At 50.9% G+C, this 20,682-nt stretch carries 17 protein-coding genes; 3 read left to right on the forward strand and 14 right to left on the reverse strand.

What is annotated here, in order from left to right; all coding sequences use genetic code 11:
• Positions 1-57 precede the first annotated feature (57 nt).
• From HER31_RS16215 to glnA, 8 genes are all read right to left on the reverse strand, one after another.
• Complete coding sequence (locus tag HER31_RS16215) at positions 58-1,044, reverse strand: formate dehydrogenase subunit gamma (RefSeq protein WP_168662142.1); 987 nt, start codon at positions 1,042-1,044, stop codon at positions 58-60.
• A 51-nt stretch (positions 1,045-1,095) separates the two neighbouring features.
• Positions 1,096-1,671, reverse strand: coding sequence for a formate dehydrogenase FDH3 subunit beta (gene fdh3B / locus HER31_RS16220; RefSeq protein WP_168662144.1), 576 nt, complete (start codon positions 1,669-1,671; stop codon positions 1,096-1,098).
• A gap of 22 nt (positions 1,672-1,693) precedes the next feature.
• Positions 1,694-4,552: a formate dehydrogenase subunit alpha gene (locus tag HER31_RS16225; protein ID WP_168662146.1), complete on the reverse strand. Its 2,859-nt coding sequence runs from the start codon at positions 4,550-4,552 to the stop codon at positions 1,694-1,696.
• A gap of 15 nt (positions 4,553-4,567) precedes the next feature.
• Positions 4,568-4,759, reverse strand: a complete 192-nt coding sequence (locus tag HER31_RS16230; RefSeq protein WP_168662147.1) for a formate dehydrogenase — start codon at positions 4,757-4,759, stop codon at positions 4,568-4,570.
• Positions 4,760-5,318: 559 nt separating this feature from the next.
• The gene (gene glnG / locus HER31_RS16235; protein ID WP_168662149.1) at positions 5,319-6,719 is read right to left on the reverse strand and encodes a nitrogen regulation protein NR(I); all 1,401 of its coding nucleotides are present in this window, start codon (positions 6,717-6,719) and stop codon (positions 5,319-5,321) included.
• The gene (gene glnL, locus HER31_RS16240; RefSeq protein ID WP_168662151.1) at positions 6,716-7,765 is read right to left on the reverse strand and encodes a nitrogen regulation protein NR(II); all 1,050 of its coding nucleotides are present in this window, start codon (positions 7,763-7,765) and stop codon (positions 6,716-6,718) included. Before glnL ends, glnG begins: the two co-directional genes overlap by 4 nt.
• A gap of 69 nt (positions 7,766-7,834) precedes the next feature.
• A complete protein-coding gene (locus tag HER31_RS16245; protein WP_168662153.1) occupies positions 7,835-8,389 on the reverse strand; it encodes a DUF4124 domain-containing protein in 555 nt (184 codons plus the stop codon).
• A 150-nt stretch (positions 8,390-8,539) separates the two neighbouring features.
• Positions 8,540-9,949 (reverse strand): glutamate--ammonia ligase, encoded by a 1,410-nt coding sequence (glnA, locus tag HER31_RS16250; protein WP_168662155.1) that lies wholly within the window; start codon positions 9,947-9,949, stop codon positions 8,540-8,542.
• A gap of 513 nt (positions 9,950-10,462) precedes the next feature.
• Here glnA and typA point away from each other — a divergent pair.
• Positions 10,463-12,286, forward strand: a complete 1,824-nt coding sequence (gene typA / locus HER31_RS16255; protein ID WP_168662157.1) for a translational GTPase TypA — start codon at positions 10,463-10,465, stop codon at positions 12,284-12,286.
• Between the two features lie 68 nt (positions 12,287-12,354).
• Here the strand turns inward: typA and HER31_RS16260 are convergent, their stop codons facing one another.
• The 4 genes from HER31_RS16260 to HER31_RS16275 all read right to left on the reverse strand — a co-directional run bounded on the left by HER31_RS16260 (position 12,355) and on the right by HER31_RS16275 (position 15,696).
• Positions 12,355-13,419, reverse strand: coding sequence for a class I SAM-dependent methyltransferase (locus HER31_RS16260; protein WP_168662158.1), 1,065 nt, complete (start codon positions 13,417-13,419; stop codon positions 12,355-12,357).
• A gap of 294 nt (positions 13,420-13,713) precedes the next feature.
• Positions 13,714-14,721, reverse strand: a complete 1,008-nt coding sequence (gene rluF, locus HER31_RS16265) for a 23S rRNA pseudouridine(2604) synthase RluF (protein WP_168662160.1) — start codon at positions 14,719-14,721, stop codon at positions 13,714-13,716.
• Positions 14,722-14,830: 109 nt separating this feature from the next.
• Positions 14,831-15,460 (reverse strand): DUF2959 domain-containing protein, encoded by a 630-nt coding sequence (locus HER31_RS16270; protein WP_168662162.1) that lies wholly within the window; start codon positions 15,458-15,460, stop codon positions 14,831-14,833.
• 11 nt (positions 15,461-15,471) lie between these two features.
• Entirely contained in the window at positions 15,472-15,696 is a 225-nt protein-coding gene (locus tag HER31_RS16275) for a hypothetical protein (RefSeq protein WP_168662164.1), read from the reverse strand.
• Between the two features lie 126 nt (positions 15,697-15,822).
• Between HER31_RS16275 and HER31_RS16280 the strand changes: the two genes are divergently transcribed.
• Together HER31_RS16280 and dtd are read left to right on the forward strand one after the other, a co-directional pair.
• Positions 15,823-16,716: a virulence factor BrkB family protein gene (locus HER31_RS16280; protein WP_168662166.1), complete on the forward strand. Its 894-nt coding sequence runs from the start codon at positions 15,823-15,825 to the stop codon at positions 16,714-16,716.
• A gap of 37 nt (positions 16,717-16,753) precedes the next feature.
• The gene (gene dtd, locus HER31_RS16285; RefSeq protein ID WP_168662168.1) at positions 16,754-17,191 is read left to right on the forward strand and encodes a D-aminoacyl-tRNA deacylase; all 438 of its coding nucleotides are present in this window, start codon (positions 16,754-16,756) and stop codon (positions 17,189-17,191) included.
• 396 nt (positions 17,192-17,587) lie between these two features.
• Here the strand turns inward: dtd and HER31_RS16290 are convergent, their stop codons facing one another.
• Together HER31_RS16290 and recG are read right to left on the reverse strand one after the other, a co-directional pair.
• Positions 17,588-18,490 carry a DUF3014 domain-containing protein gene (locus tag HER31_RS16290; RefSeq protein WP_168662170.1) on the reverse strand — a complete coding sequence of 301 codons (903 nt, stop codon included), beginning with the start codon at positions 18,488-18,490 and terminating at the stop codon, positions 17,588-17,590.
• Positions 18,491-18,578: 88 nt separating this feature from the next.
• Positions 18,579-20,666, reverse strand: coding sequence for an ATP-dependent DNA helicase RecG (gene recG / locus HER31_RS16295; protein WP_202983568.1), 2,088 nt, complete (start codon positions 20,664-20,666; stop codon positions 18,579-18,581).
• Positions 20,667-20,682: the final 16 nt, after the last annotated feature.

Below are 20,682 nucleotides of genomic sequence, written 5' to 3' on the forward strand. Positions count from 1 at the left end.
AAGCCCCGACCAAGGTCGAGGCTTAATGATATTGCGACAGGCTAACGCCGGTGAGGGTTACTCACCTTTGTATTTTAGGGTGCCGTTCGCTTTGATTTCGTCATACCACAGATCGTGGTGCTGGATAGCCCAGTTCTCATCACAGTAACCAGAAACCATACACTCCATACCACCTTCAGACATAACGGTAGCCATGAAGATATGGATAACGGCAAATGCCGTCAGTACGATAGCGGTGATGCCGTGGATAACCAGCGAGATCAAGCTGAGGGTTCGGCTCGGTTCTACTAGATCAGGGAACAGCAGAATCACACCAGTTGCACTGATTACAGCGCCGCCCAGAGCGAAGGTCCAGAACCACATCTTTTCACCGGCGTTCGCAAAGCCCGCGTGCGGGTGCTTGCCTTTGAAAGGACCAAAGTTGATGTAACCACCAACAACCAGCATCCAACCGATATCGGCTTTCTCTGGCATCTGGTTCTTTGCCCACTTAACGCTCATCAGCAACCAACCCAACATGAACGGAATCGCCATGTAGTCGTGGATTGGTTTAGCCAGTGCGCCCATTTGAGCAAATACCGCTTGACCCAAGAATGGTTCAATCAGGAATTTACCTGCAAGCAGGGTCAGACCGGTGATGATCAGCAGCAAACATGGGATAGCACCCAGCCAGTGGATGAACAGGTCAAACTTGCTCCAGCGGTATACCAGCTTGCCGGAGAAACCGTCGGAAAGTTTGGATATACCGTTCACTGCGATGAATACGATGAACGCGCCAATCATACCGAAGAATGCAGCAAAGATGCCGTAGCTCAGGTAGTTGTTACGCACTTCCAGCAGCGCTGGATCGTAGCTGTTGATGGCTTGCTTAGCGAATGGGGCGGTGCTGGTCGTACGACCTTCTGCGCCCTGTTGCAGTGCTTGCCATACTACTTCAGCTTGGTTGCCAGCTTGCTCTGGAACGTTAGCAGCATCTGCTAGCGCTAAGCCCGAAAACAACAAAGCCGCCAACATCAGTAGCGGTTTAAAAGTCTTTGATAACATCTTAAAAACTCCGAAAAGAACGGGTGGGCCTAGGCCCACCCGTTACCTGTCTTACTTAGACCAACCGGCGTTTTTGTGGCCTCGGGCAACTACACGCTCGCGGTAGATGTCAGAAACCATGCCAGCGTCGCCGCCAAGCAGTGCTTTAGTTGAGCAAAGCTCAGCACACATTGGCAGTTTGCCTTCTGCGATACGGTTTGCACCGTACTGAGCTTTCTCTTCAGCAGAGCCAGCTTCGGTGTTTGGACCACCGGCACAGAAAGTACACTTGTCCATCTTGCCTTTAGAGCCAAACGCAGACTGTTTAGGGAACTGCGGTGCGCCAAATGGGCAGGCGTACAAGCAGTAACCACAACCGATGCAACGAGACTTGTCGTGTTGGACAATGCCGTCTTCGGTCTTGCTGAATACGTTCACTGGGCAAACTTCCATACACGGCGCATCAGAGCAGTGCATACAAGCTACAGAGATGGACGCTTCGCTTGGTTGACCATCGTTGATGGTTACTACGCGACGACGTTGAATGCCCCATTCCAGAGCAGAGTCGTTTTCGTTCTTACAAGCTACGACACAACCGTTACATTCAATGCAGCGCTTGGTGTCACACATAAATTTCATTGTGGCCATTTCGGCTTATCTCCTAGCTAGCTTACGCTTTTTCAATCTGACACAGGGAAGACTTAGTCTCTTGCATCTGAGTGATTGGGTCGTAACCATAGGTCAGGGCAGTGTTAGCAGATTCGCCAACAACGTAAGGCTTAGTGCTGATATCGCCGCTTTCTGGGTAATCCAGATCAACGCCGTGCATCACACCGGCAAAGTGGTAAGGCATCCAGGTAACACCCTCTTTAACGCGAGGAGTAACCATAGCTTGAACCTTAATGCGACCACCTTCAGCGCCTTCAACCCAAACGGTATCACCGTCACGTAAACCACGGTCAGCCGCGTCTACTGGGTTAATTTCGATGAACATGTTCTGCTGCAGTTCGGCCAACCAAGGGTTAGAACGAGACTCTTCACCACCACCTTCGTACTCAACCAGACGACCAGAGGTCATTGCTAGTGGGTACTTCTTATCTAGGTTGTCGGAAATAACCTTGTCTTGGATAGACTTGTACAGGGTCGGTAGACGGTGTACTTGCATATCGTTGTAAGTAGGGTACTTCGCGATCAGATCACGGCGTGGGGTGTACAGCGGCTCACGGTGTACTGGCATTGGATCTGGGAAGGTCCAAACCTTACAACGGGCTTTGGCGTTACCAAATGGGATACAACCGTGCTTCATCGCGATGCGGTGGATACCGCCGGACAAATCGGTTTTCCAGTTCTTGCCTTCTGCTTCTTTCTTCTCAGCAGCAGTCAGCTCGTCCCACCAACCCAGCTGTTTCAGCATGTCGGCAGTAAATTCTGGGTGACCGTCACCTAGCTCGTTACCTACTGGAGCTGAACCTTCAGCCAACAGGTTTTCGCCGTTACGTTCAACACCGAAGCGAGCACGGAAGTTACCACCACCTTGTAATACGTGCTTAGACGTATCGTACAGGATGTGAGTACCAGGGTGCTTCTGCTCTGGAGTACCCCAACAAGGCCAAGGCAGACCGTAGGTTTCGCCCTTGAAGTCGTTACCCATGGCTTGCAGGTTCTCAACAGAGAACTTACCCCAGTTCATGGTGTGATCCTTGATACGCTCAGGACCTTGACCAGACATACCGATGGTCAGCATACCGCGGTTGATTTCGCGAGTTACGTCTTCAACTACTGGCAGGTTGTTTACCACCTTGATACGCTTGGTGAACTGCTCTGCGAAGCCCAGCTTCTTAGATAGCAAGTACATGATTTCCAAGTCGTTCTTAGATTCGAACAGAGGCTCAACTACCTGCTGACGCCACTGTGCAGAGCGACCAGAGTTAGACAGGGAACCTTCAGCTTCGAACTGAGTACATGCTGGTAACAGGAATACGTTGTCGCTACGACGGTGCATTACACCAGCCATAGTTGGGTAAGGGTCAACAACCACTACCGCATCCATTTTGTCCAGTGCGTCACGTACGTCACGCTGACGAGTTTCAGTGTTTACTGACTGACCCCAGAAGAACGCCATGCGAACGTTGTCGCGCTGGCCCAGTTTCTTCTTGTCTTCCAGTACACCATCGTGCCAGCGAGAACATGGCAAACCAGGAGTGGTTTGTGGCTTCTTACCAAGGTATTCGCCTTGATCGAAACGACCGTCAACCCAGCTCTTGTCTAGATCCCAAACGTGGCTCCAGTGAGTCCAAGCGCCGGTAGACAGGCCGTAGTAACCAGGTAGGGTGTCAAACAACAGACCTAAATCGGTTGCGCCCTGTACGTTATCGTGGCCACGGAAGATGTTAGTACCGCCGCCAGACTTACCCATGTTACCTAGGGCCAGCTGCAGCAGACAGTAAGCACGGGTGTTGGCGTTACCAACGGTGTGCTGAGTACCACCCATACACCAAACAACAGAACCAGGGCGGTTATCAGCCATGATCTTAGCAGCTTGGAAGATAGAGTCTTCAGTTACGCCACAAATCTGTGCCGCTTCTGCAAGAGGGAATTTCTTCGCTTCTTGAGCGATGTCTTCCATGCCCCAAACGCGTTGGTCGATGAAAGTCTGATCCTGCCAGTTGTTTTCGAAGATCACATTCAACATACCGTAGATGAATGGGATATCGGTACCAGGGCGGATGCCAACGTGGTGATCAGAGTGAGCAGCTGTGCGAGAGAAGCGTGGATCGATAACTACGATCTTAGCACCGCGCTCTTTAGCCGTCAGGATGTGCTGCATCGCAACAGGGTGAGCTTCTGCAGGGTTTGCACCGATGAAGAACATAGCCTGTGCGTGACGAATGTCGTTGAACGAGTTCGTCATTGCACCGTAACCCCAAGTGTTAGCAACACCGGCTACAGTAGTGGAGTGACAGATACGTGCAGAGTGGTCAACGTTGTTGGTGCCCCACATAGCCGCAAATTTGCGGTACATGTAACAGCCTTCGTTAGAGAACTTTGCGGAACCCATGAAGTACAACGCGTCTGGGCCAGACTCTTCGCGGATGTTCAGCATCAGATCACCAACTTGAGCGATAGCATCGTCCCAAGATAGTTTCTTCCACTTACCGCCTTCCAGCTTCATTGGGTACTTAACGCGTTTTTTAGAGTGGCCATGCTCACGTAGCGCGGCACCTTTTGCACAGTGTCCGCCACGGTTGAAGGGATGGTCGAAGGCCGGCTCTTGTCCAGTCCAAACGCCGTTTTGTACTTCAGCGTACAATCCACAGCCCACGGCACAGCCGGAACAGATGGTGCGTTTGATTTCAACTGGTGCGTTCGGGTTTACTGCGGTAGATGCATGAGCTTTCTTGATCATGCCGGTGCCCAGCATAGAAGCTGCAGCGATACCGCCACTGGTTACACCAGCGTTTTTCAAAAACTGACGACGGTTAAGGCCTAAACCTTCAACTTTCGCAGTGATATTACGAGTCAATTTCATCGCGTGAATACTCCGTTATTGGCCGCGTAGGGTCGCGTAGTAGCGACGTACGTGGTCGGTTTCGCTGTAGTTAGCGGTTTTGCTCTCGCTAGCAACAGTTGCCTGTGCTTGGGCTGGAGCCGCCGCAACGGCGGTAGCTGCGATCGGAGCACTAACTAGTAGCTTCAACAGATCGCGGCGGTCACGCGCAGGGGTATGGGATTTCATCGTATCTCCTTGGGGATACCTGACTACAAAAGCTAATCTATGCACTTTATTGCATAAGTTAGCCACTGATTTACCGTCCAAAACTGGAAGGAATGAGGCCATTCTCCATGCGCTGAGGGGGCGAAATGTGATCTAGATCGTTTTTCTGATGGGGGAAATTTGAAAGAGAGCACAAATATGATCTCGATCAGAATTCTGATTCAAACAACAATGCGCTCGTTAAATTAATGTGTTGCAAAAGTGGCCATTGCGTTGCATTTGGCTGCTTAATAAACGCTTCGTTGGGACTTTTTGGCTTTAGTGCGCGTAACTTACGAGGTTGTTGTTGGTTTAGCGGGGGTTTATGGATAATTGTGTTTATCCGAATCTTTGTATCCTAATTTGCCTAGCTTGGGTCGATAACTTTGGGTCATTTTGTCCAATGGTTCTTTTCGTGAGCAAATGCAGTAATTTATTTCAGCAGTTCTCACCATAAACAGCATTTTGCTAAGGGCTGTTTATGGTGCATTTGCTGGCACCTGACGAATGACTTTTTATGCAGGTTAATGGAATAAAAATGTCAGGCTTTTACATCTAACTCTTTCAGTTTGCGCGTTAGCGTATTTCGTCCCCACCCCAACAGCTTGGCGGCATCTTGTTTATGGCCTCCGCTATGGCGCAACGCAACTGTGAGCATGGTGCGTTCGAATGCTGGCAGTGCTTGCTTGAGTAGGTTGGAATCACCATTGGCCAAGGTCGAGTCCATCCAGTTTGCCAGCTCTTCGGTCCAGTCCAATTGCTCACCATGAAAGCCCGACGTGGCTTTGGTGTGGATCTCTGGTGGCAGATCTTGAACTAGGATCTCTTGTCCGGAGGCCATTACCGTCATCCAGCGGCAGGCGTTTTCGAGTTGACGGACATTGCCCGGCCACGCAAATAGCTTCAGCTGTTGCAGTGCTTCAGCACTAAGTTGTTTTGGCTCGCCACCTAACTCTTTGGCAGCGCCACGTAAGAAGTGGTGGGCGAGCGCGGGGATATCTTCCCGCCGTTCATTCAGAGCCGGTAGCTGGATACGAATCACGTTGAGGCGGTGAAACAGATCCTCACGGAACTGACCGTCTTTAACTCGACTCTCTAAATTCTGGTGGGTCGCAGCAACGATACGCACATCTACTTTTACTGGTGAATGGCCGCCAACCCGATAGAACTGACCGTCGGACAGTACCCGCAACAATCGTGTTTGCACATCCAATGGCATATCCCCAATCTCATCCAAGAATAGGGTGCCGCCGTTGGCTTGTTCGAAGCGGCCAGTCCGCTGACCACCAGCACCGGTAAAGGCCCCTTTTTCGTGACCAAACAACTCTGACTCAATCAAATCTTTTGGAATTGCAGCCATATTTAACGCCACAAAGGGGTGATCGGCGCGGGGGCTGTGTTTGTGCAGGGCACTGGCGACCAACTCTTTACCGGTACCAGATTGACCATTAATCAACACACTGATGGAGGAGCGAGCGAGTCGACCGATAGCGCGGAACACCTCCTGCATTGCCGGCGCTTCACCAATAATCTCTGGCAGTGGGGTGTGCTTAACACGTTTGGTTGGTTGGCGGGCGATACTGTGTTCTATGGCACGGCGGATCAATGCGATCGCCTCGTCGATATCAAACGGTTTGGGCAGGTACTCAAAGGCCCCAGCCTGATAGGCACCAACCGCACTGTCCAGATCAGAATGGGCGGTCATGATGATCACTGGTAGGTCGGGCTGGGTCTGCTTAATCCGCGACAACAGGGTTAAGCCATCGGTTCCTGGCATGCGGATATCGGATATGATCACCTGGGGTTGATCGGTAAGCAAGGCCTCGGCTAAGGAGTCGGCGGCGGCAAAACTGGCACTGCTAATCTCTGCGCGTTTTAGCGCTCGTTCCAATACCCAACGGATGGAACTGTCATCATCAAGGATCCAGACTTGTTCGCTCATACGTGCTCCTTGGTTGATCGCAGTGGAAGGTAGATGGTGAATTCGGTATGACCTGGCCAGCTTTCGACGTCAATCCGGCCCTGATGTTGGCTAACAATGTTTTGTGCGATCGATAGCCCTAAACCGCTGCCATCGGCCTTATCGGTTACCATCGGGTAGAAAAGGGTGTCACGCACTTCCGAGGAGATCCCCGGGCCGGTGTCGGCAATCGTGACCGCAACGATCTGGCGATGGCGAGTTCCGGCGATGGTCATTGCCCCTTTGCTGCGGGTTCGTACGGTTAAGGTGCCACGATTGTGCATGGCTTGGCAGCCATTGCGCATAATATTGAGGATCGCCTGTTCGAGCTGCTCGGCATCCATCAGAAAGTCGGGGATGGAGGGATCGTAATCTCGTTCCACCTCAATACTACCTTCACCTTCTAAGATACATAATTGACTGCTGGACTCGAGCAAACGGTGAACGTTGGTGCTCTGCCATTGCCCTGGATACTGTGGCCCTAATAAGCGATCGACCAAGTTTCGCAGCCGATCGGCCTGTTCGATGATGATGCCGGTAAACTCCTGCAGCTCGTTCCCTTCCAACTCCATCTGCAGTAACTGAGCCGCACCGCGTAAACCGCCAAGAGGGTTTTTGATTTCGTGGGCTAGGCCTCGAACTAACAACTGGGCTGCATGGTGTTGCGCATACTGCTGTAGCTCTTGGCTGATGCGATGTTGCTGATCGATGGAGCGTGCTTCGATGATGGTATTGCCATCGGGCAACGGGCTGAAGCTGAGATCGATGGTGTGGTGTCGGCCATCAAGGGTGGCTAGAGAAAGTGCATAGAGGGTTTGGCTTTGGTCGCCGGTTAAAGCCGCCATTAGTGTTGAATGCTCGACCGAAAGGTGCTGATAGAGATCGGTGATCGCACACCCTTGCATGCGACGCTGGCCGAGTGCCAACAGCTGCTCGGCGGCGCTATTGGCGTACTCTACGGTGCGGTTAGCATCGAGCACTAATACCGCAGTAGATAGATTGTCAGTAATTGCGACGGCCAGATCCATGGTGGTTCCTTCCAAAGGCTTATTGCCCCACCATAGCCATTGCACCCAAATGGTGCAATGGCGGCCACACTAATTATGTGGGATTTTCACTATAGGCTTACTGCCGCTAGGCATCAGCAGTGATTGGCGGTGCATAAACAGGGTTCGTTTAGAACTATATGCAAGTATTTTGCCGCTTTTATCAATTACCTTAACTTGCAGTTGGTGTTCACCGCGGTCAATGTCATCTAGGACAAAATTGCCGCCACCGCCGAGGGTACGTATAACTGATCCATCCAAGAACAGCTGCAATCTATGATTACTGGCCAGCTCTGGTTTGAGAAAGATGCTGACGGGCACTTGACCGTTGTTGTTACGCACGGTGGCGTTGTTATCTGGTGCGGTGAATTTGACCTTGTAGGAGATACGTTGTTGCGCAGGAGAAGTTTGCGGTTGCTGTGTTTGAGTTGGTGTAGTCGGGGCACGCGATAACGTTGCGGTCATCGGCTCTTTTGGTACTACCTTTTCCGCCCCAGCGACTGGCTTGTCACCGTAGTGAATCTTGCCATCAGCATCGACCCACTTATAGATCTCTGCACTGGCAGGAAGTGCCAGTAGTAAAAGCATTAGAACCCGCAGTTTCATTCGTAAACTCCGATAGTTAGTCAGCTTTTAGTGTAGAGGTTTTAGTGGTTAAAAAAAACCCACTCGCAATGGAGTGGGTTTCTGTTATGGCGTTGCGGGCTATTATTGTTATTTGATTACCCGCGAAGCCTAACCTCTCTTACAGCGTCATTAAACGCTGTAGTACATCTCGAACTCAACCGGGTGAGTGGTCATGTTCAAGCGCTCAATCTCAGCGCTCTTCAGCTCGATGTAAGAATCGATAAAGTCATTAGAGAATACGCCACCGGCGGTCAGGAACTCACGGTCAGCATCCAAGCAATCCAGCGCTTGTTCGAAGCTTGACGCTACGGTTGGGATCTCAGCTGCTTCTTCTGCCGGCAAGTCGTACAGATCCTTGTCCATCGCTTCGCCTGGGTGGATCTTGTTCTGGATACCGTCTAGGCCTGCCATCAACATAGCCGAGAATGCCAAGTATGGGTTAGCGGTTGGATCTGGGAAGCGCACCTCAATACGACGGCCTTTCGGGCTTGGTACCACTGGGATGCGGATAGAGGCAGAGCGGTTACGGGCAGAGTAAGCCAGCATTACTGGAGCTTCAAATCCAGGAACCAAACGCTTGTAGGAGTTAGTAGAAGCGTTAGCAAAAGCGTTGATAGCTCGAGCGTGCTTGATGATACCACCAATGTAGAACAAGGCTGTTTCAGACAGGCCGCCGTACTTATCGCCAGCAAACAGGTTTACGCCATCTTTGCTTAGTGATTGGTGACAGTGCATGCCCGAGCCGTTATCACCAACTACTGGCTTAGGCATAAAGGTGGCAGACTTACCGTATACATGAGCAACGTTATGGATAACGTACTTCATCACCTGAATCTCATCAGCTTTTTCAACAATGCTGTTAAATTGGGTGGCAATCTCGTTCTGACCAGCTGTCGCTACTTCGTGGTGGTGCGCTTCAACAACTTGCCCCATCTCTTCTAGTACTAGACACATGGCTGAACGGATGTCTTGTGAGGAGTCTACAGGTGATACTGGGAAGTAGCCGCCTTTAACACCAGGACGGTGACCTTTGTTACCGCCTTCGTAATCCTTGTCGGAGTTCCAAGCTGCTTCTTCAGCGTCAATTTTGTACATAGAGCCTGACATGTCGGTCTTGTACTTCACGTCATCAAATAGGAAGAACTCTGGCTCAGGACCGAAGAATACGTCGTCAGCAATGCCGGTAGACTGCATGAATGCTTTAGCACGCTTAGCGATAGAGCGCGGGTCACGGTCGTAACCTTCCATGGTGGCTGGCTCGATGATGTCACAACGTACGTTTAGGGTTGCTTCGTCAGTGAAAGGACAAAGCACTGCAGTTGTCGCGTCAGGCATTAGAATCATGTCGGACTCGTTGATGCCTTTCCAACCTTGGATAGAGGAACCATCGAACATTTTACCTTCTTCAAAGAAGTCAGCGTCGATCTGGTTGGTCGGGATAGACACGTGCTGCTCTTTACCTTTGGTATCGGTGAAGCGCAGATCCACAAATTTCACTTCGTTTTCTTCAATGAGTTGCAAGACGTTTTCGACAGACATACTTAGTGCCTCCAATGGCATAATTCTTTTGGCAAACCAACTTGTTGAACACGTTAAAGCGATTACCGTGCCAAAAAGTTAAGTTGTTGATTTTTATCTGTTTGCCTCTATCCCTGATGTAATTAAAAATCCATTCGCACTAATATGGTGCTGGTTTTAACTGCTGTTGCACCAAGTTGGTGCTTGTGGCTTTTATGGTGCAACGATATCGATGCGACGTTAAAAAGGGGTAAAGACGGAGCAAACTCGCTCCGTAAATAAGTCTATCACTGTGACCGATTAAAAAATAATCGTCAATTGGCGGTTAAATGTCGCAGTTTCGCCCCTATTCCTTTACACTTGCCGCCCAAAATAGCCTGCCAATCTTGATCCTTTATTGTTTTCGTCCTATTTCGTCAACGATAAGGGAGTTTTGTATTGGTTAAATTATGGTTACCCCACGAAGGGGTTGTCTCGGCGTGATGACCTAAACTGGGTCTAGCGTTTCTTACCCCTTTGCCCGGAGAGAGCACTTTGAGCATCCAAAACCTACGTAACGTGGCGATCATCGCCCACGTTGACCACGGCAAAACAACCCTGGTTGATAAACTTCTGTCCCAGTCTGGCACCCTAGACGCACGCGTCGATCTAGATGAGCGAGTAATGGACTCCAACGACATCGAGAAAGAGCGTGGCATTACCATTTTGGCGAAGAACACCGCCATTAAGTGGAATGACTACCGCATCAACATCGTTGACACCCCTGGACACGCTGACTTCGGTGGCGAAGTAGAACGCGTACTGTCTATGGTTGACTCCGTACTGCTGTTGGTTGATGCCCAAGAAGGCCCAATGCCACAGACTCGTTTCGTGACCCAAAAAGCGTTTGCGCAGGGTCTGAAGCCAATCGTAGTTATCAACAAGATTGATAAGCCTGGTGCTCGTCCTGAGTGGGTTATGGATCAGGTATTTGACCTGTTTGACAACCTGGGTGCGACCGACGAACAGTTGGATTTTAAAGTAGTTTACGCTTCTGCGCTGAACGGTTGGGCTTCTGTTGAAGAAGGCGAAACCGCAGAAGACATGACGGCGTTGTTCCAAACCATCGTTGATGAAGTAGAAGCACCAGCTGGTGACCCAGAGGGTTCTTTCCAGATGCAGGTTTCTCAGTTGGACTACAACTCTTACTTGGGCGTGATCGGTGTTGGCCGTGTATCTCGTGGTAAAGTTGCGGTAAACCAGCAAGTAACCATCGAATGTGCTGGCGGTAACCTGCGCAACGGTAAAGTTGGCAAGGTAATGGGCTACATGGGCCTAGAGCGTCACGAAGTGCCAGAAGCGGAAGCGGGCGACATCATCGCTATCACCGGTCTGGGCGAGCTGAAGATCTCTGACACCATTTGCTGCCCAAGCGAAGTCGAAGCGTTGCCGGCCCTGTCTGTTGACGAGCCAACCGTAACCATGACTTTCCAGGTAAACACCTCTCCTTTCTGTGGCCAAGAAGGCAAGTACGTTACTTCCCGTAACATCCTTGAGCGTCTGCAAAAAGAACTGGTGCACAACGTTGCTCTGCGCGTTGAAGAAACCGCTAACCCAGATCAGTTCAAAGTATCTGGCCGTGGTGAACTACACCTAGGTATCTTGATTGAAAACATGCGTCGTGAAGGCTTCGAACTGGCGGTATCTCGCCCAGAAGTAATCATGCGTGAAGTGGATGGTCAGGTTGAAGAACCGTACGAAACCGTAACCATCGATGTTGAAGAGCAGCATCAGGGTTCCATCATGGAGAAAATGGGTCTGCGTAAAGCTGAACTGACCGATATGGCTCCAGATGGTAAAGGCCGTATTCGTATGGACTTCATCATGCCTTCTCGTGGCCTGATTGGCTTCCAGACTGAGTTCATGACTTTGACCTCTGGTTCTGGCCTGATCTACCACTCATTCCTGCAGTACGGCCCTCACAAGGGCGGTGAAATTGGCCAACGTATGAACGGTGTACTGATTGCTAACGCAACTGGTAAAGCACTGACTAACGCCATCTTCAACCTGCAAGAGCGCGGCCGTATGATGATCGGTCACGGTACCGAAGTATACGAAGGCATGATCATTGGTATTCACAGCCGTGATAACGATCTGACTGTAAACGCCCTGAAAGGCAAGCAGCTGACCAACGTACGTGCTTCCGGTACTGACGAAGCTCAGACTCTGACCCCAGCGCTTAAGATGACTCTGGAACAAGCACTGGAATTCATCGATAACGATGAATTGGTTGAAGTTACCCCAGAAAACATCCGTATTCGTAAGAAGCTACTGACTGAAAACGAGCGTAAGCGCGATAACCGTCTAGCTAAGAAGTAATCTTCTGCTGCGAATATAAGAAAAGGCACCTTCGGGTGCCTTTTTTGTATCTAGCAAATCGGTATTGCTTATCGCACCGCTTCTAAAACCATGTTGGTTGGTGTTTCATTGGCGCGACGAACGGTGCTAAAACCGGCAGCATGAAGCACTTCGGTAAGTCGTTGTTGCCCAGCTTGCGCGCCAAGACCAAGCCCTACCTCTTGCGCCATAGATGTCGGTATACATACGGTGGTTGAGAAGCCATAGTAGATCCCTCCAAGAGGGTGCAAATTATCCTCTAGCTTATTGCCTGCTGCGGGTTCGACCACCATAAAGCTGCCATCAGGTTTAAGACTCTCTTTAATATGTTTAGCGGCACCAACTGGATCCCCCATGTCGTGCAAGGCATCAAAGATGCAAGCTAGGTCAAAGTCCTTATGGGTAAAGTCCTTGGCTGCCACTTGGTGAAACTCGACGTTGGTCAGCCCTGCAGCGGCTGCTTTTGCTTTGGCGGTAGTAATGGAAGGGCCATGAAAGTCGATGCCGATGATGGTGGAGTTGGGGTAGGACTGCGCCATAAGGATCGTTGACGAGCCATGGCCACAGCCGATGTCTGCTACTTTTGCTCCTGCCTTTAGTTTGGCTTCAACGCCAGCCAACGACGGGATCCAATTTGATACCAAATTGGCATCGTAGCCGGGGCGGAAGAAGCGATCGGTACCACAGAAGCAGCAAGGGGTTTGTTCACTCCAAGCACGGCCTCTGCCGGTTTTAAATACCTCGACAGCGTCTTCATGACTTTCAAATTGAGACAGCACCGATTGAAAGAAGCCCTGCATGCAGGTGGGTTCGCCCTCGTGCGCGAAGATGGCGGCTTGTTCGGGCGAGAGAGAAAAGGTTTGCTCGGTGGCGTTGTAATTGATGTAACCAGCAGCCGCGTTGGCACATAGCCATTCGTGCAAGTAGCGTACATTTAGCCCGGTTCGTCGTGCTAACTCATTGCTACTGCAAGCACCCGCCCTTTCTAATTCGGTATAGACGCCAGCTTGGTCGCCAATGTAAGCCATCAACAGGCCCATGGCGCCGCTAACATCGCCGATGACCTTACCCTGTAACTCCATCAACGATTGTTCATTAAGTGGTTGAGTATTCATTATTCTTCCTTGGGTTGGTGAATAACAGAACTAAACGCCAATCTGAACGTTGCTACGGTGTGTGATGAGGTGTTTTTGAGAAGAGGCTTTAGCTCGCTAGGTATGATTCTGCTCTTTGCTGCAATCACACCTTGGCGTGAAGTCTAGCTAACAATAATGGCTTTCACTGACTATCTGCGCGGCGCCACAAGTGGGTGTTGATATTATGCGAGCGGGAGCAGAGCGATATCTATTTGGGGTGGCATAAACTAAAACGGACAACCTGATGGTTGTCCGTTGCTATGTATTGATACGTTACTTGCGCTTCAATTTAAGCGTACTGCCGCCAGCTTTCGGTTTGGCCGGCTTGTTTGGCTTGTGTGAACCCTTTGGGGCATTTGGGTTGACATACACCTTGGGTTTGCTGCCAGAAGGGCGGTTGTCACCGCCTGAGCGTCCGCTAGGCTTATCCAATACCCCACGACCTTCACCTTGTCCACTTGGGCGCCGCGGGTTACCAGAGCGTGGCTTATCCTGCTGTGGTTTGATTCGGCGTGGTGAGTTGTAGTCGGCGCTTGGTTGCGTGGTGTTGGCGGCGGTTTTACTGGAACCGGCCACAGCGCTGTTGATCTCAGCCATCTCTTGCTCGGTTAAGTTACGCCATGCCCCAGGCTTTAGTCCATCGAGGCCAACATTCATGATGCGGCTGCGCTTCAGCTTTACTACGTCGTAATCCAAATACTCACACATACGGCGGATCTGACGGTTTAAGCCTTGAGTGAGGATGATTTTAAACACAAAGCGGCTCACCACTTCACATTTACATGGTTTAGTTACCGTTCCCAGAATTGGGACTCCACGGCTCATGCGTTCAATAAAGCGTTCGCTGACCGGCTTATCAACGGTAACAATGTACTCTTTATCGTGGGCATTTTCGGCGCGTAGAATCTTGTTAACGATGTCGCCGTCGGAGGTAAGAAAGATCAAGCCTTCAGAGGGCTTATCCAAACGACCAATAGGAAAGATGCGTTGCTTATGGCCAATGGCATCGATGATATTGCCGTATACATCGCGTTCGGTGGTACAGGTAATGCCAATCGGTTTGTTGTAAGCGATGTAAACCCGATCGGCTTTGTCACTGGCGCTGGCTTTGATGGTACGACCATCGACGGCAACCCGATCGCCCGGGCCCACTTTGGTGCCCAGCTCTGGGATCTGACCATTGATGGTAACGCGGCTTTGTTCAATCAGTTTGTCTGCTTCACGACGGGAGCAGAAGCCAGATTCACTAATAAACTTATTAAGGCGTTTTTCCATGGTCATCACTTCTTTGCATTGGGTTGTTAGGCGCTAGGCGGCGCAGTGTATACCACTGGCAGTATAAGACAACAAAGGCGCCCGTAGGCGCCTTAATATCGTTACCCTATTCGCATTACTTTAGGGTTGCGATAAATTGGTCTGACTCAGCAATGGCGCTATTCATCTCTTTGATTAAGCGATTAATCTCAGTTTGAAGATTGGTAAACTCACCACCAATAGCACTTACCGCAGAGGCGTTGAGGTTATGCTTTAGGTAGAGCTGATTGTCATTAAGGCGCTTCAGTACCGGCTCCATCTTTGATTCAGCGCGACGCATCGCTTTTAGCATGTTGTCGTAGCGGCGGCGAGTATCACGCAGCTGTTTTTCACTGTTGCGGCGTAGGTTTGCTGATTCGTACTGTTCTAGCTCATCCTGCCATTCGGCAAACATCGCTTCAGCTACACCATCGACAGCGTCGATGCTGTCACTTACGTCATCGGCGGCAGCTTGGGCGTCATCGTACTCGCCTTTAACCTTATCGTAGACCGCTTCTAAATCGCCACCATCAAAGTCGACCAAGGTTTTCAGCTGCTCAAGGGCGGAACTGAACTCTTCTTGAGCTTCTTGCTGGTTTTCTTGGGTCGCTTCAACTCGGTCGACTAAAATTTCACGCTTGTGGTAGCCAACCTGTTCTGCCGCAGCATAGTAAGCACTTTGGCAACCAGACAGCATCATTGCCATCGCTAACAATAGAACTCTCATGGCCAAACTCCTTATGGCTTATATTTAGCTGCATCGATGATGCACCAGATGTGCAGTGGGATCACGATGATGTAGGGAATGAAAAGTAGAAATGGACCGACACCATAACCACCGGCAACAAAGATAAAGAACAGCAACGCAGGCAGAATCCTGCCTTGGATCAGCTGTCCCAAGCCGGGAAAAAAGAAACTCGCTAATGCGGCAATAACATTACCAGCGGAACCTTGCTCTGCCATGGTACTCACTTCCTTAAAACTAGATAGAAACTATAGGCTGTTATGTTGCCTTATTGTTGTAAGATGCGCCATAGCATTACTGTTATCAGTAGCATAGATTTCAACGCCTTAATATCGGAGAGAAAAATGGATTTATTGGCACGATTACAACAATGGCGTTGGCGCAAGAGCTTGGGCTTTGTGGTGTATGTCGGCAAGCGTTGTCATAATCACGGATTGCAGATCACCGCCGGCCACTTAGCGTACGTAACTCTGCTGAGTATTGTGCCGATGGTGTCGGTGGGGCTGGCGGTGTTTTCGGCGTTCCCCGGTTTTGCTGGAACCCGCGCTAAGCTCGAAGGTTTTGTCTTTAATAACTTCATTCCTGCTGCGGGCGATGTAGTGCAGCAATATATGGGACAATTTGTTGATAACGCTTCAAAGATGACTGCCGTCGGGATTCTATCGCTGGCGGTAATCGCCATTTTGCTGATTGCCAATATCGACAAGTCGCTGAACCGAATATTTGCTATCAAAGAAGCGCGTCGCTGGGTGTTCTCGTTTTCACTTTACTGGATGATCCTCACCATGGGGCCAATCTTGATTGGTGCCAGTCTAGCGATGACCACCTATGTGCTGTCGCTGCAGATGTTTGCTGATCCTAATGTCTCCACGCTCTCGACCATGTTGTTGTCCAAGTTGCCGTTTTTACTGTCAGTGGTGGCCTTCACGTTGCTGTATCTATTGGTGCCCAATACTCAGGTACGGTTACTTCACGCTGCTGCCGGTGGTGCCATTGCCGCATTACTGTTTGAGGCTGGTAAGAAGGGCTTTGCTTGGTACGTCACGACCTTTCCCTCTTATGAAGCGATTTACGGTGCGCTGGCGGTGATTCCAATCCTGTTTGTGTGGATCTATCTGTCATGGCTCATCGTGTTATTTGGCGCCACGGTAACCGCGGCTTGCCCAGAATATTTTACTACTCACCCTGCAGATTTCGTTGAAGATGAGGACGCCCCCTCGACAGCGGTTCATCAATGATTGCACCATAAGCGCTTTTTAGCGTTAGGAGAGTTCAATGATTGCGTTGATCCAGCGGGTGCGCCGCGCCAAGGTAGAAGTGGAAGATAAAATTGTTGGTCAGATCGACGGCGGCTTACTGGTGTTGTTGGGTGTTGAAAAGGGCGACGATGACGCCAAGCTGAAGAAGCTGGCTGACAAGGTGATGAAGTACCGCATCTTCGCTGACGCTGACGATAAGATGAACCTAAATGTACGCCAAGCCGGTGGTAGTTTGCTGGTGGTAAGCCAGTTCACCTTGGCTGCAGATACCGATAAAGGCTTACGGCCGAGCTTTTCTAGCGCAGCTCACCCCGCCGAAGCCGAGCTGATGTATGAGAAGTTTGTCGGCTATTGCCGCGACAGCGATATGCTAGTGGCAACCGGTGAATTTGGGGCCGATATGCAGGTATCGTTAGTCAATGATGGCCCGGTTACCTTCAATCTGCAGGTTTAACGTCATAACGCGCTGCCACCACTACGATACCGCAACAAAAAATGGGCTGTGTCGTAGTTAGCTGTTGAAGTTTATCTTAAGCCTTCGGCTTCACCGATTTCGGTGCTTTGGGGGAGGGTGTCGCGGTGGCGACGGCACATTCTTGTATGCATTAGCGGGGAGCTTCGCTCCCTTTGGAATCCCCCTTACCTTAGGTCGCAGTCCAACGCCCTTCGCTGGACTGCTCCAATGCGGCAGAAGGTCAACGGCGGTAGTGCTTAACCCCTTGTATCGGCGCTCGTCTAGCCGTTGCTTTAACTGTATTAGAAAGAACAACACTTAATTGGTACACAGCCAAACAATGCCACTGGCGGTTGAGCGAGTGGCATTGTTTGGTTTGTTGGTTAACAACTAAGACTAGTTGTTTAGTGCAACCTTAAATCGCTTCAGGAACGACTTCACCTTGCGGGTGTTGGTCGAGCCCATTCGCAACATCACCTTTTGCGCGTCAGGCAGCGATTCGAGCGATTCATCCTCAAATTTGTAGTTTACGCTGGGGCTGGTTAACGCCAGTGGGCTGTCAGTTTCTGGTGCCGCCAAAATCTGATCGATAGCGGTAAACAAAGTGCTACGGAACTGGCCCTGTTCGTAGCCTAACTCTTGGTACGCCTCTTCCAGTAACGGCTCGATCAATAAATAGGCGTCACTGGTCTTCTCTTCATCTAAGCGATACAAAAAGTCCGCCATCTGATCAAAGCGACGATAGCCGTCTGGATCGAGGAAGATGCGGTTGTTTAACTCAATCACTGGGAAGGAGTCGATGAGCGGCAGCAGCGGCCCTTGACTGCGCATTACCTCACCAGAAGTTAAGTTATCAACAAACATGGTTAGCCGACGCAACAGGTTGTCTTGACGTAAGGTACCGTTGATTCGCATGCCATCAGAGATGTCGTTAAGCAGCGATGTGGCCATATCGTCGGAACTGTTGAGCGGCGGCAGTGGTTCCGGCTCTGGCTCCGGCACTACTACCTCTGGTTCCGGCTCAATAACTGGTTCTGGCTCGGCCACCGGTTCTGGCTCGAGGATTGGTTCCGGCTCCGGCTCTGGGATAGGTTCTATTACCGGTTCGACAGGTAACGGCTCGATTGGCAAAGTGGGTTCAACGATCTCCACTGGCGCAATAGGCTCCACTTCTACAATGGGTTCGGATTGCGGGTGGCGACTAAGAAAGTACCAACCAATAGCACATACGATGACGGTAAGTGCCAAAAGTCCGACTGCGATTTTATTGATGTTGTTACTTTTTTTACTTGAATACATACCTGTGGCTACCGTTGCCTTGGTGAACGTCCATTGTGTCCGACTTTGATTAAGAGTCTAGGATAGATCACAGCTTAATCGATCCGGATCATGCTTGAGAGTAGATCTCTTTGCCTGCGAGCCAACGATTGATGATGGCGGGCACGCGTTCCGGGAAATGTTGCATGATATGGCCAGCCAAACGTTGGACTTGTGGAATCAGCTCTGAATCTCGGACCAGATCGGCGATTTTAAGTTCCGCTAAACCGGTTTGACGGGTACCCAATACTTCGCCTGGGCCACGAATTTCTAAGTCTCTCTGGGCGATAAGAAAGCCATCGTTACTTTGGCGTAACACCCCGAGTCGCGCTTGTGCGGTCTTCGACAATGGACCGTGATAGAGCAAAACACAATGACTGGCGACTCGACCACGGCCAACTCGACCGCGCAGCTGGTGTAACTGAGCTAAACCTAGTCGCTCGGGGTTTTCGATGATCATCAGGCTGGCGTTGGGCACGTCTACGCCAACCTCAATTACGGTGGTTGCTACGAGCAGGTGCAGTTCACCCGCTTTAAAGCGTTGCATCACTTCCTGCTTTTCGCTGGCTTTCATTCGCCCATGCACTAAGCCGATACTTAATTGTGGTAAGCGCTCTGCCAACTCGGTCGCGGTGTCTTCTGCTGCCTGACACTGCAGCACCTCGGATTCATCAATCAAAGTGCAGACCCAATAGGCTTGGCGACCTTCGGTACAGGCTTGGCGAACCCGCTCGATGACGTCGTCGCGGCGGGTATCGCCAATGGCGACGGTTGTGATTGGCGTGCGTCCTGGTGGCAGCTCGTCGATAACTGAGACATCCAAATCGGCATAGGCGGTCATCGCCAAGGTGCGCGGGATCGGCGTGGCGGTCATAATTAACTGATGTGGATAGCGGCCCTCTTTATGGCCTTTTTCACGCAGCTCCAACCGTTGATGGACACCGAAGCGGTGTTGCTCATCGACGATGGCAAGAGCGAGATGATCAAATTCAACCTGTGCTTGGAAGATGGCATGGGTTCCTATCACCATCTTCGCTTCACCCGAAGCGATGGCACCCAATGAGGTTTGGCGTGCTTTACCTTTCAGTTTGCCTGCTAACCAAGCGACTTCGACGCCAAGTGGTTCAAGCCAATTGCGAAAGGCGATGGCGTGTTGCTCAGCCAATAACTCGGTTGGAGCCATGAGCGCGACCTGATGGCCGTTGCTGATGGCGGTGAGCGCCGCAAGGGCTGCCACTAAGGTTTTACCTGAGCCGACATCACCTTGGACCAAGCGCATCATCGGCTCGCTCTGAGCCAGATCTTGACGGATATCTGCTAAAACTCGGGTTTGGGCATTGGTGGGGGTGAACGGCAATTGCGCTAAAAAGCGATGCTCAAGTTGGGGGTCGACCTGCTGTGGTAGTGCATGTTGGCCGCCGCATTGTTGGCGCAGCTGTAACATGGATAGGTTTTGTGCCAGTAGCTCCTCCATGACCAATCGTTGCTGGGCTGGATGTTGCCCGTCGAGCAGCTGCTGTTGATTTGCGTCAGGATCCGGACGATGGACATAATGAAGTGCTGCGGTTAGCGACAATTGATTGGGATAGAGGCCATCAGGCAGCAGCTCTGGCAGGTTGTGATGCTTCAGTAGCAATAACGCCTCGGTGGTGAGCTTGCGTAAACCGGCTTGCTTGAGGCCTTCGGTGCTGGGGTAGATTGGCGTTAATGCATCCTCCAGCAATGGGTGGGTTCGCTCCCCAAGGATATGATACTCCGGATGGATGATCTCAGCCCCTTTCATCCCAGCGCGGATCTCGCCAAAGGCGCGCACCCGAGTGCCAACTTTGAAGCCATCTTTCTGGGCGGCTGCAAAATTGAAGAAGCGCAGCACTACGGTACCGCTGTTTTCTACGAGGGTAACGCTCAGCATCCGTTTGCGGCCGTAACTGACGTGAGCGTCTGCCACTTCCCCTTCGACGGTAGCATGTTGCCCTGGCAAAACCGAAGCTACAGGCCACAGTTGGGTACGGTCTTCGTAGCGCATAGGCAGATGAAACAGCAGATCCTGCACAGTGCGCACACCAATCCGTGCTAACTTTTCAGCCAGCTTATCACCCACCCCTTTAAGGCTGGTGATCGGCAATTCCGACAAGGTGTCGTGGGTGGCGATGGTCACTTAGCTGTTCCAAATA

This window comes from Ferrimonas lipolytica, from assembly GCF_012295575.1.
GTDB classification, from domain to species: Bacteria; Pseudomonadota; Gammaproteobacteria; order Enterobacterales; family Shewanellaceae; genus Ferrimonas; species Ferrimonas lipolytica.

Bases quoted from the DNA above. Each gene is read 5' to 3' on its own strand.
- HER31_RS16215 (WP_168662142.1), bottom strand. From the start codon at position 1,044: ATGTTATCAAAGACTTTTAAACCGCTACTGATGTTGGCGGCTTTGTTG.
- fdh3B (WP_168662144.1), bottom strand. From the start codon at position 1,671: ATGGCCACAATGAAATTTATGTGTGACACCAAGCGCTGCATTGAATGT.
- HER31_RS16225 (WP_168662146.1), bottom strand. From the start codon at position 4,552: ATGAAATTGACTCGTAATATCACTGCGAAAGTTGAAGGTTTAGGCCTT.
- HER31_RS16230 (WP_168662147.1), bottom strand. From the start codon at position 4,759: ATGAAATCCCATACCCCTGCGCGTGACCGCCGCGATCTGTTGAAGCTA.
- glnG (WP_168662149.1), bottom strand. From the start codon at position 6,719: ATGAGCGAACAAGTCTGGATCCTTGATGATGACAGTTCCATCCGTTGG.
- glnL (WP_168662151.1), bottom strand. From the start codon at position 7,765: ATGGATCTGGCCGTCGCAATTACTGACAATCTATCTACTGCGGTATTA.
- HER31_RS16245 (WP_168662153.1), bottom strand. From the start codon at position 8,389: ATGAAACTGCGGGTTCTAATGCTTTTACTACTGGCACTTCCTGCCAGT.
- glnA (WP_168662155.1), bottom strand. From the start codon at position 9,949: ATGTCTGTCGAAAACGTCTTGCAACTCATTGAAGAAAACGAAGTGAAA.
- HER31_RS16260 (WP_168662158.1), bottom strand. From the start codon at position 13,419: ATGAATACTCAACCACTTAATGAACAATCGTTGATGGAGTTACAGGGT.
- rluF (WP_168662160.1), bottom strand. From the start codon at position 14,721: ATGACCATGGAAAAACGCCTTAATAAGTTTATTAGTGAATCTGGCTTC.
- HER31_RS16270 (WP_168662162.1), bottom strand. From the start codon at position 15,460: ATGAGAGTTCTATTGTTAGCGATGGCAATGATGCTGTCTGGTTGCCAA.
- HER31_RS16275 (WP_168662164.1), bottom strand. From the start codon at position 15,696: ATGGCAGAGCAAGGTTCCGCTGGTAATGTTATTGCCGCATTAGCGAGT.
- HER31_RS16280 (WP_168662166.1), top strand. From the start codon at position 15,823: ATGGATTTATTGGCACGATTACAACAATGGCGTTGGCGCAAGAGCTTG.
- dtd (WP_168662168.1), top strand. From the start codon at position 16,754: ATGATTGCGTTGATCCAGCGGGTGCGCCGCGCCAAGGTAGAAGTGGAA.
- HER31_RS16290 (WP_168662170.1), bottom strand. From the start codon at position 18,490: ATGTATTCAAGTAAAAAAAGTAACAACATCAATAAAATCGCAGTCGGA.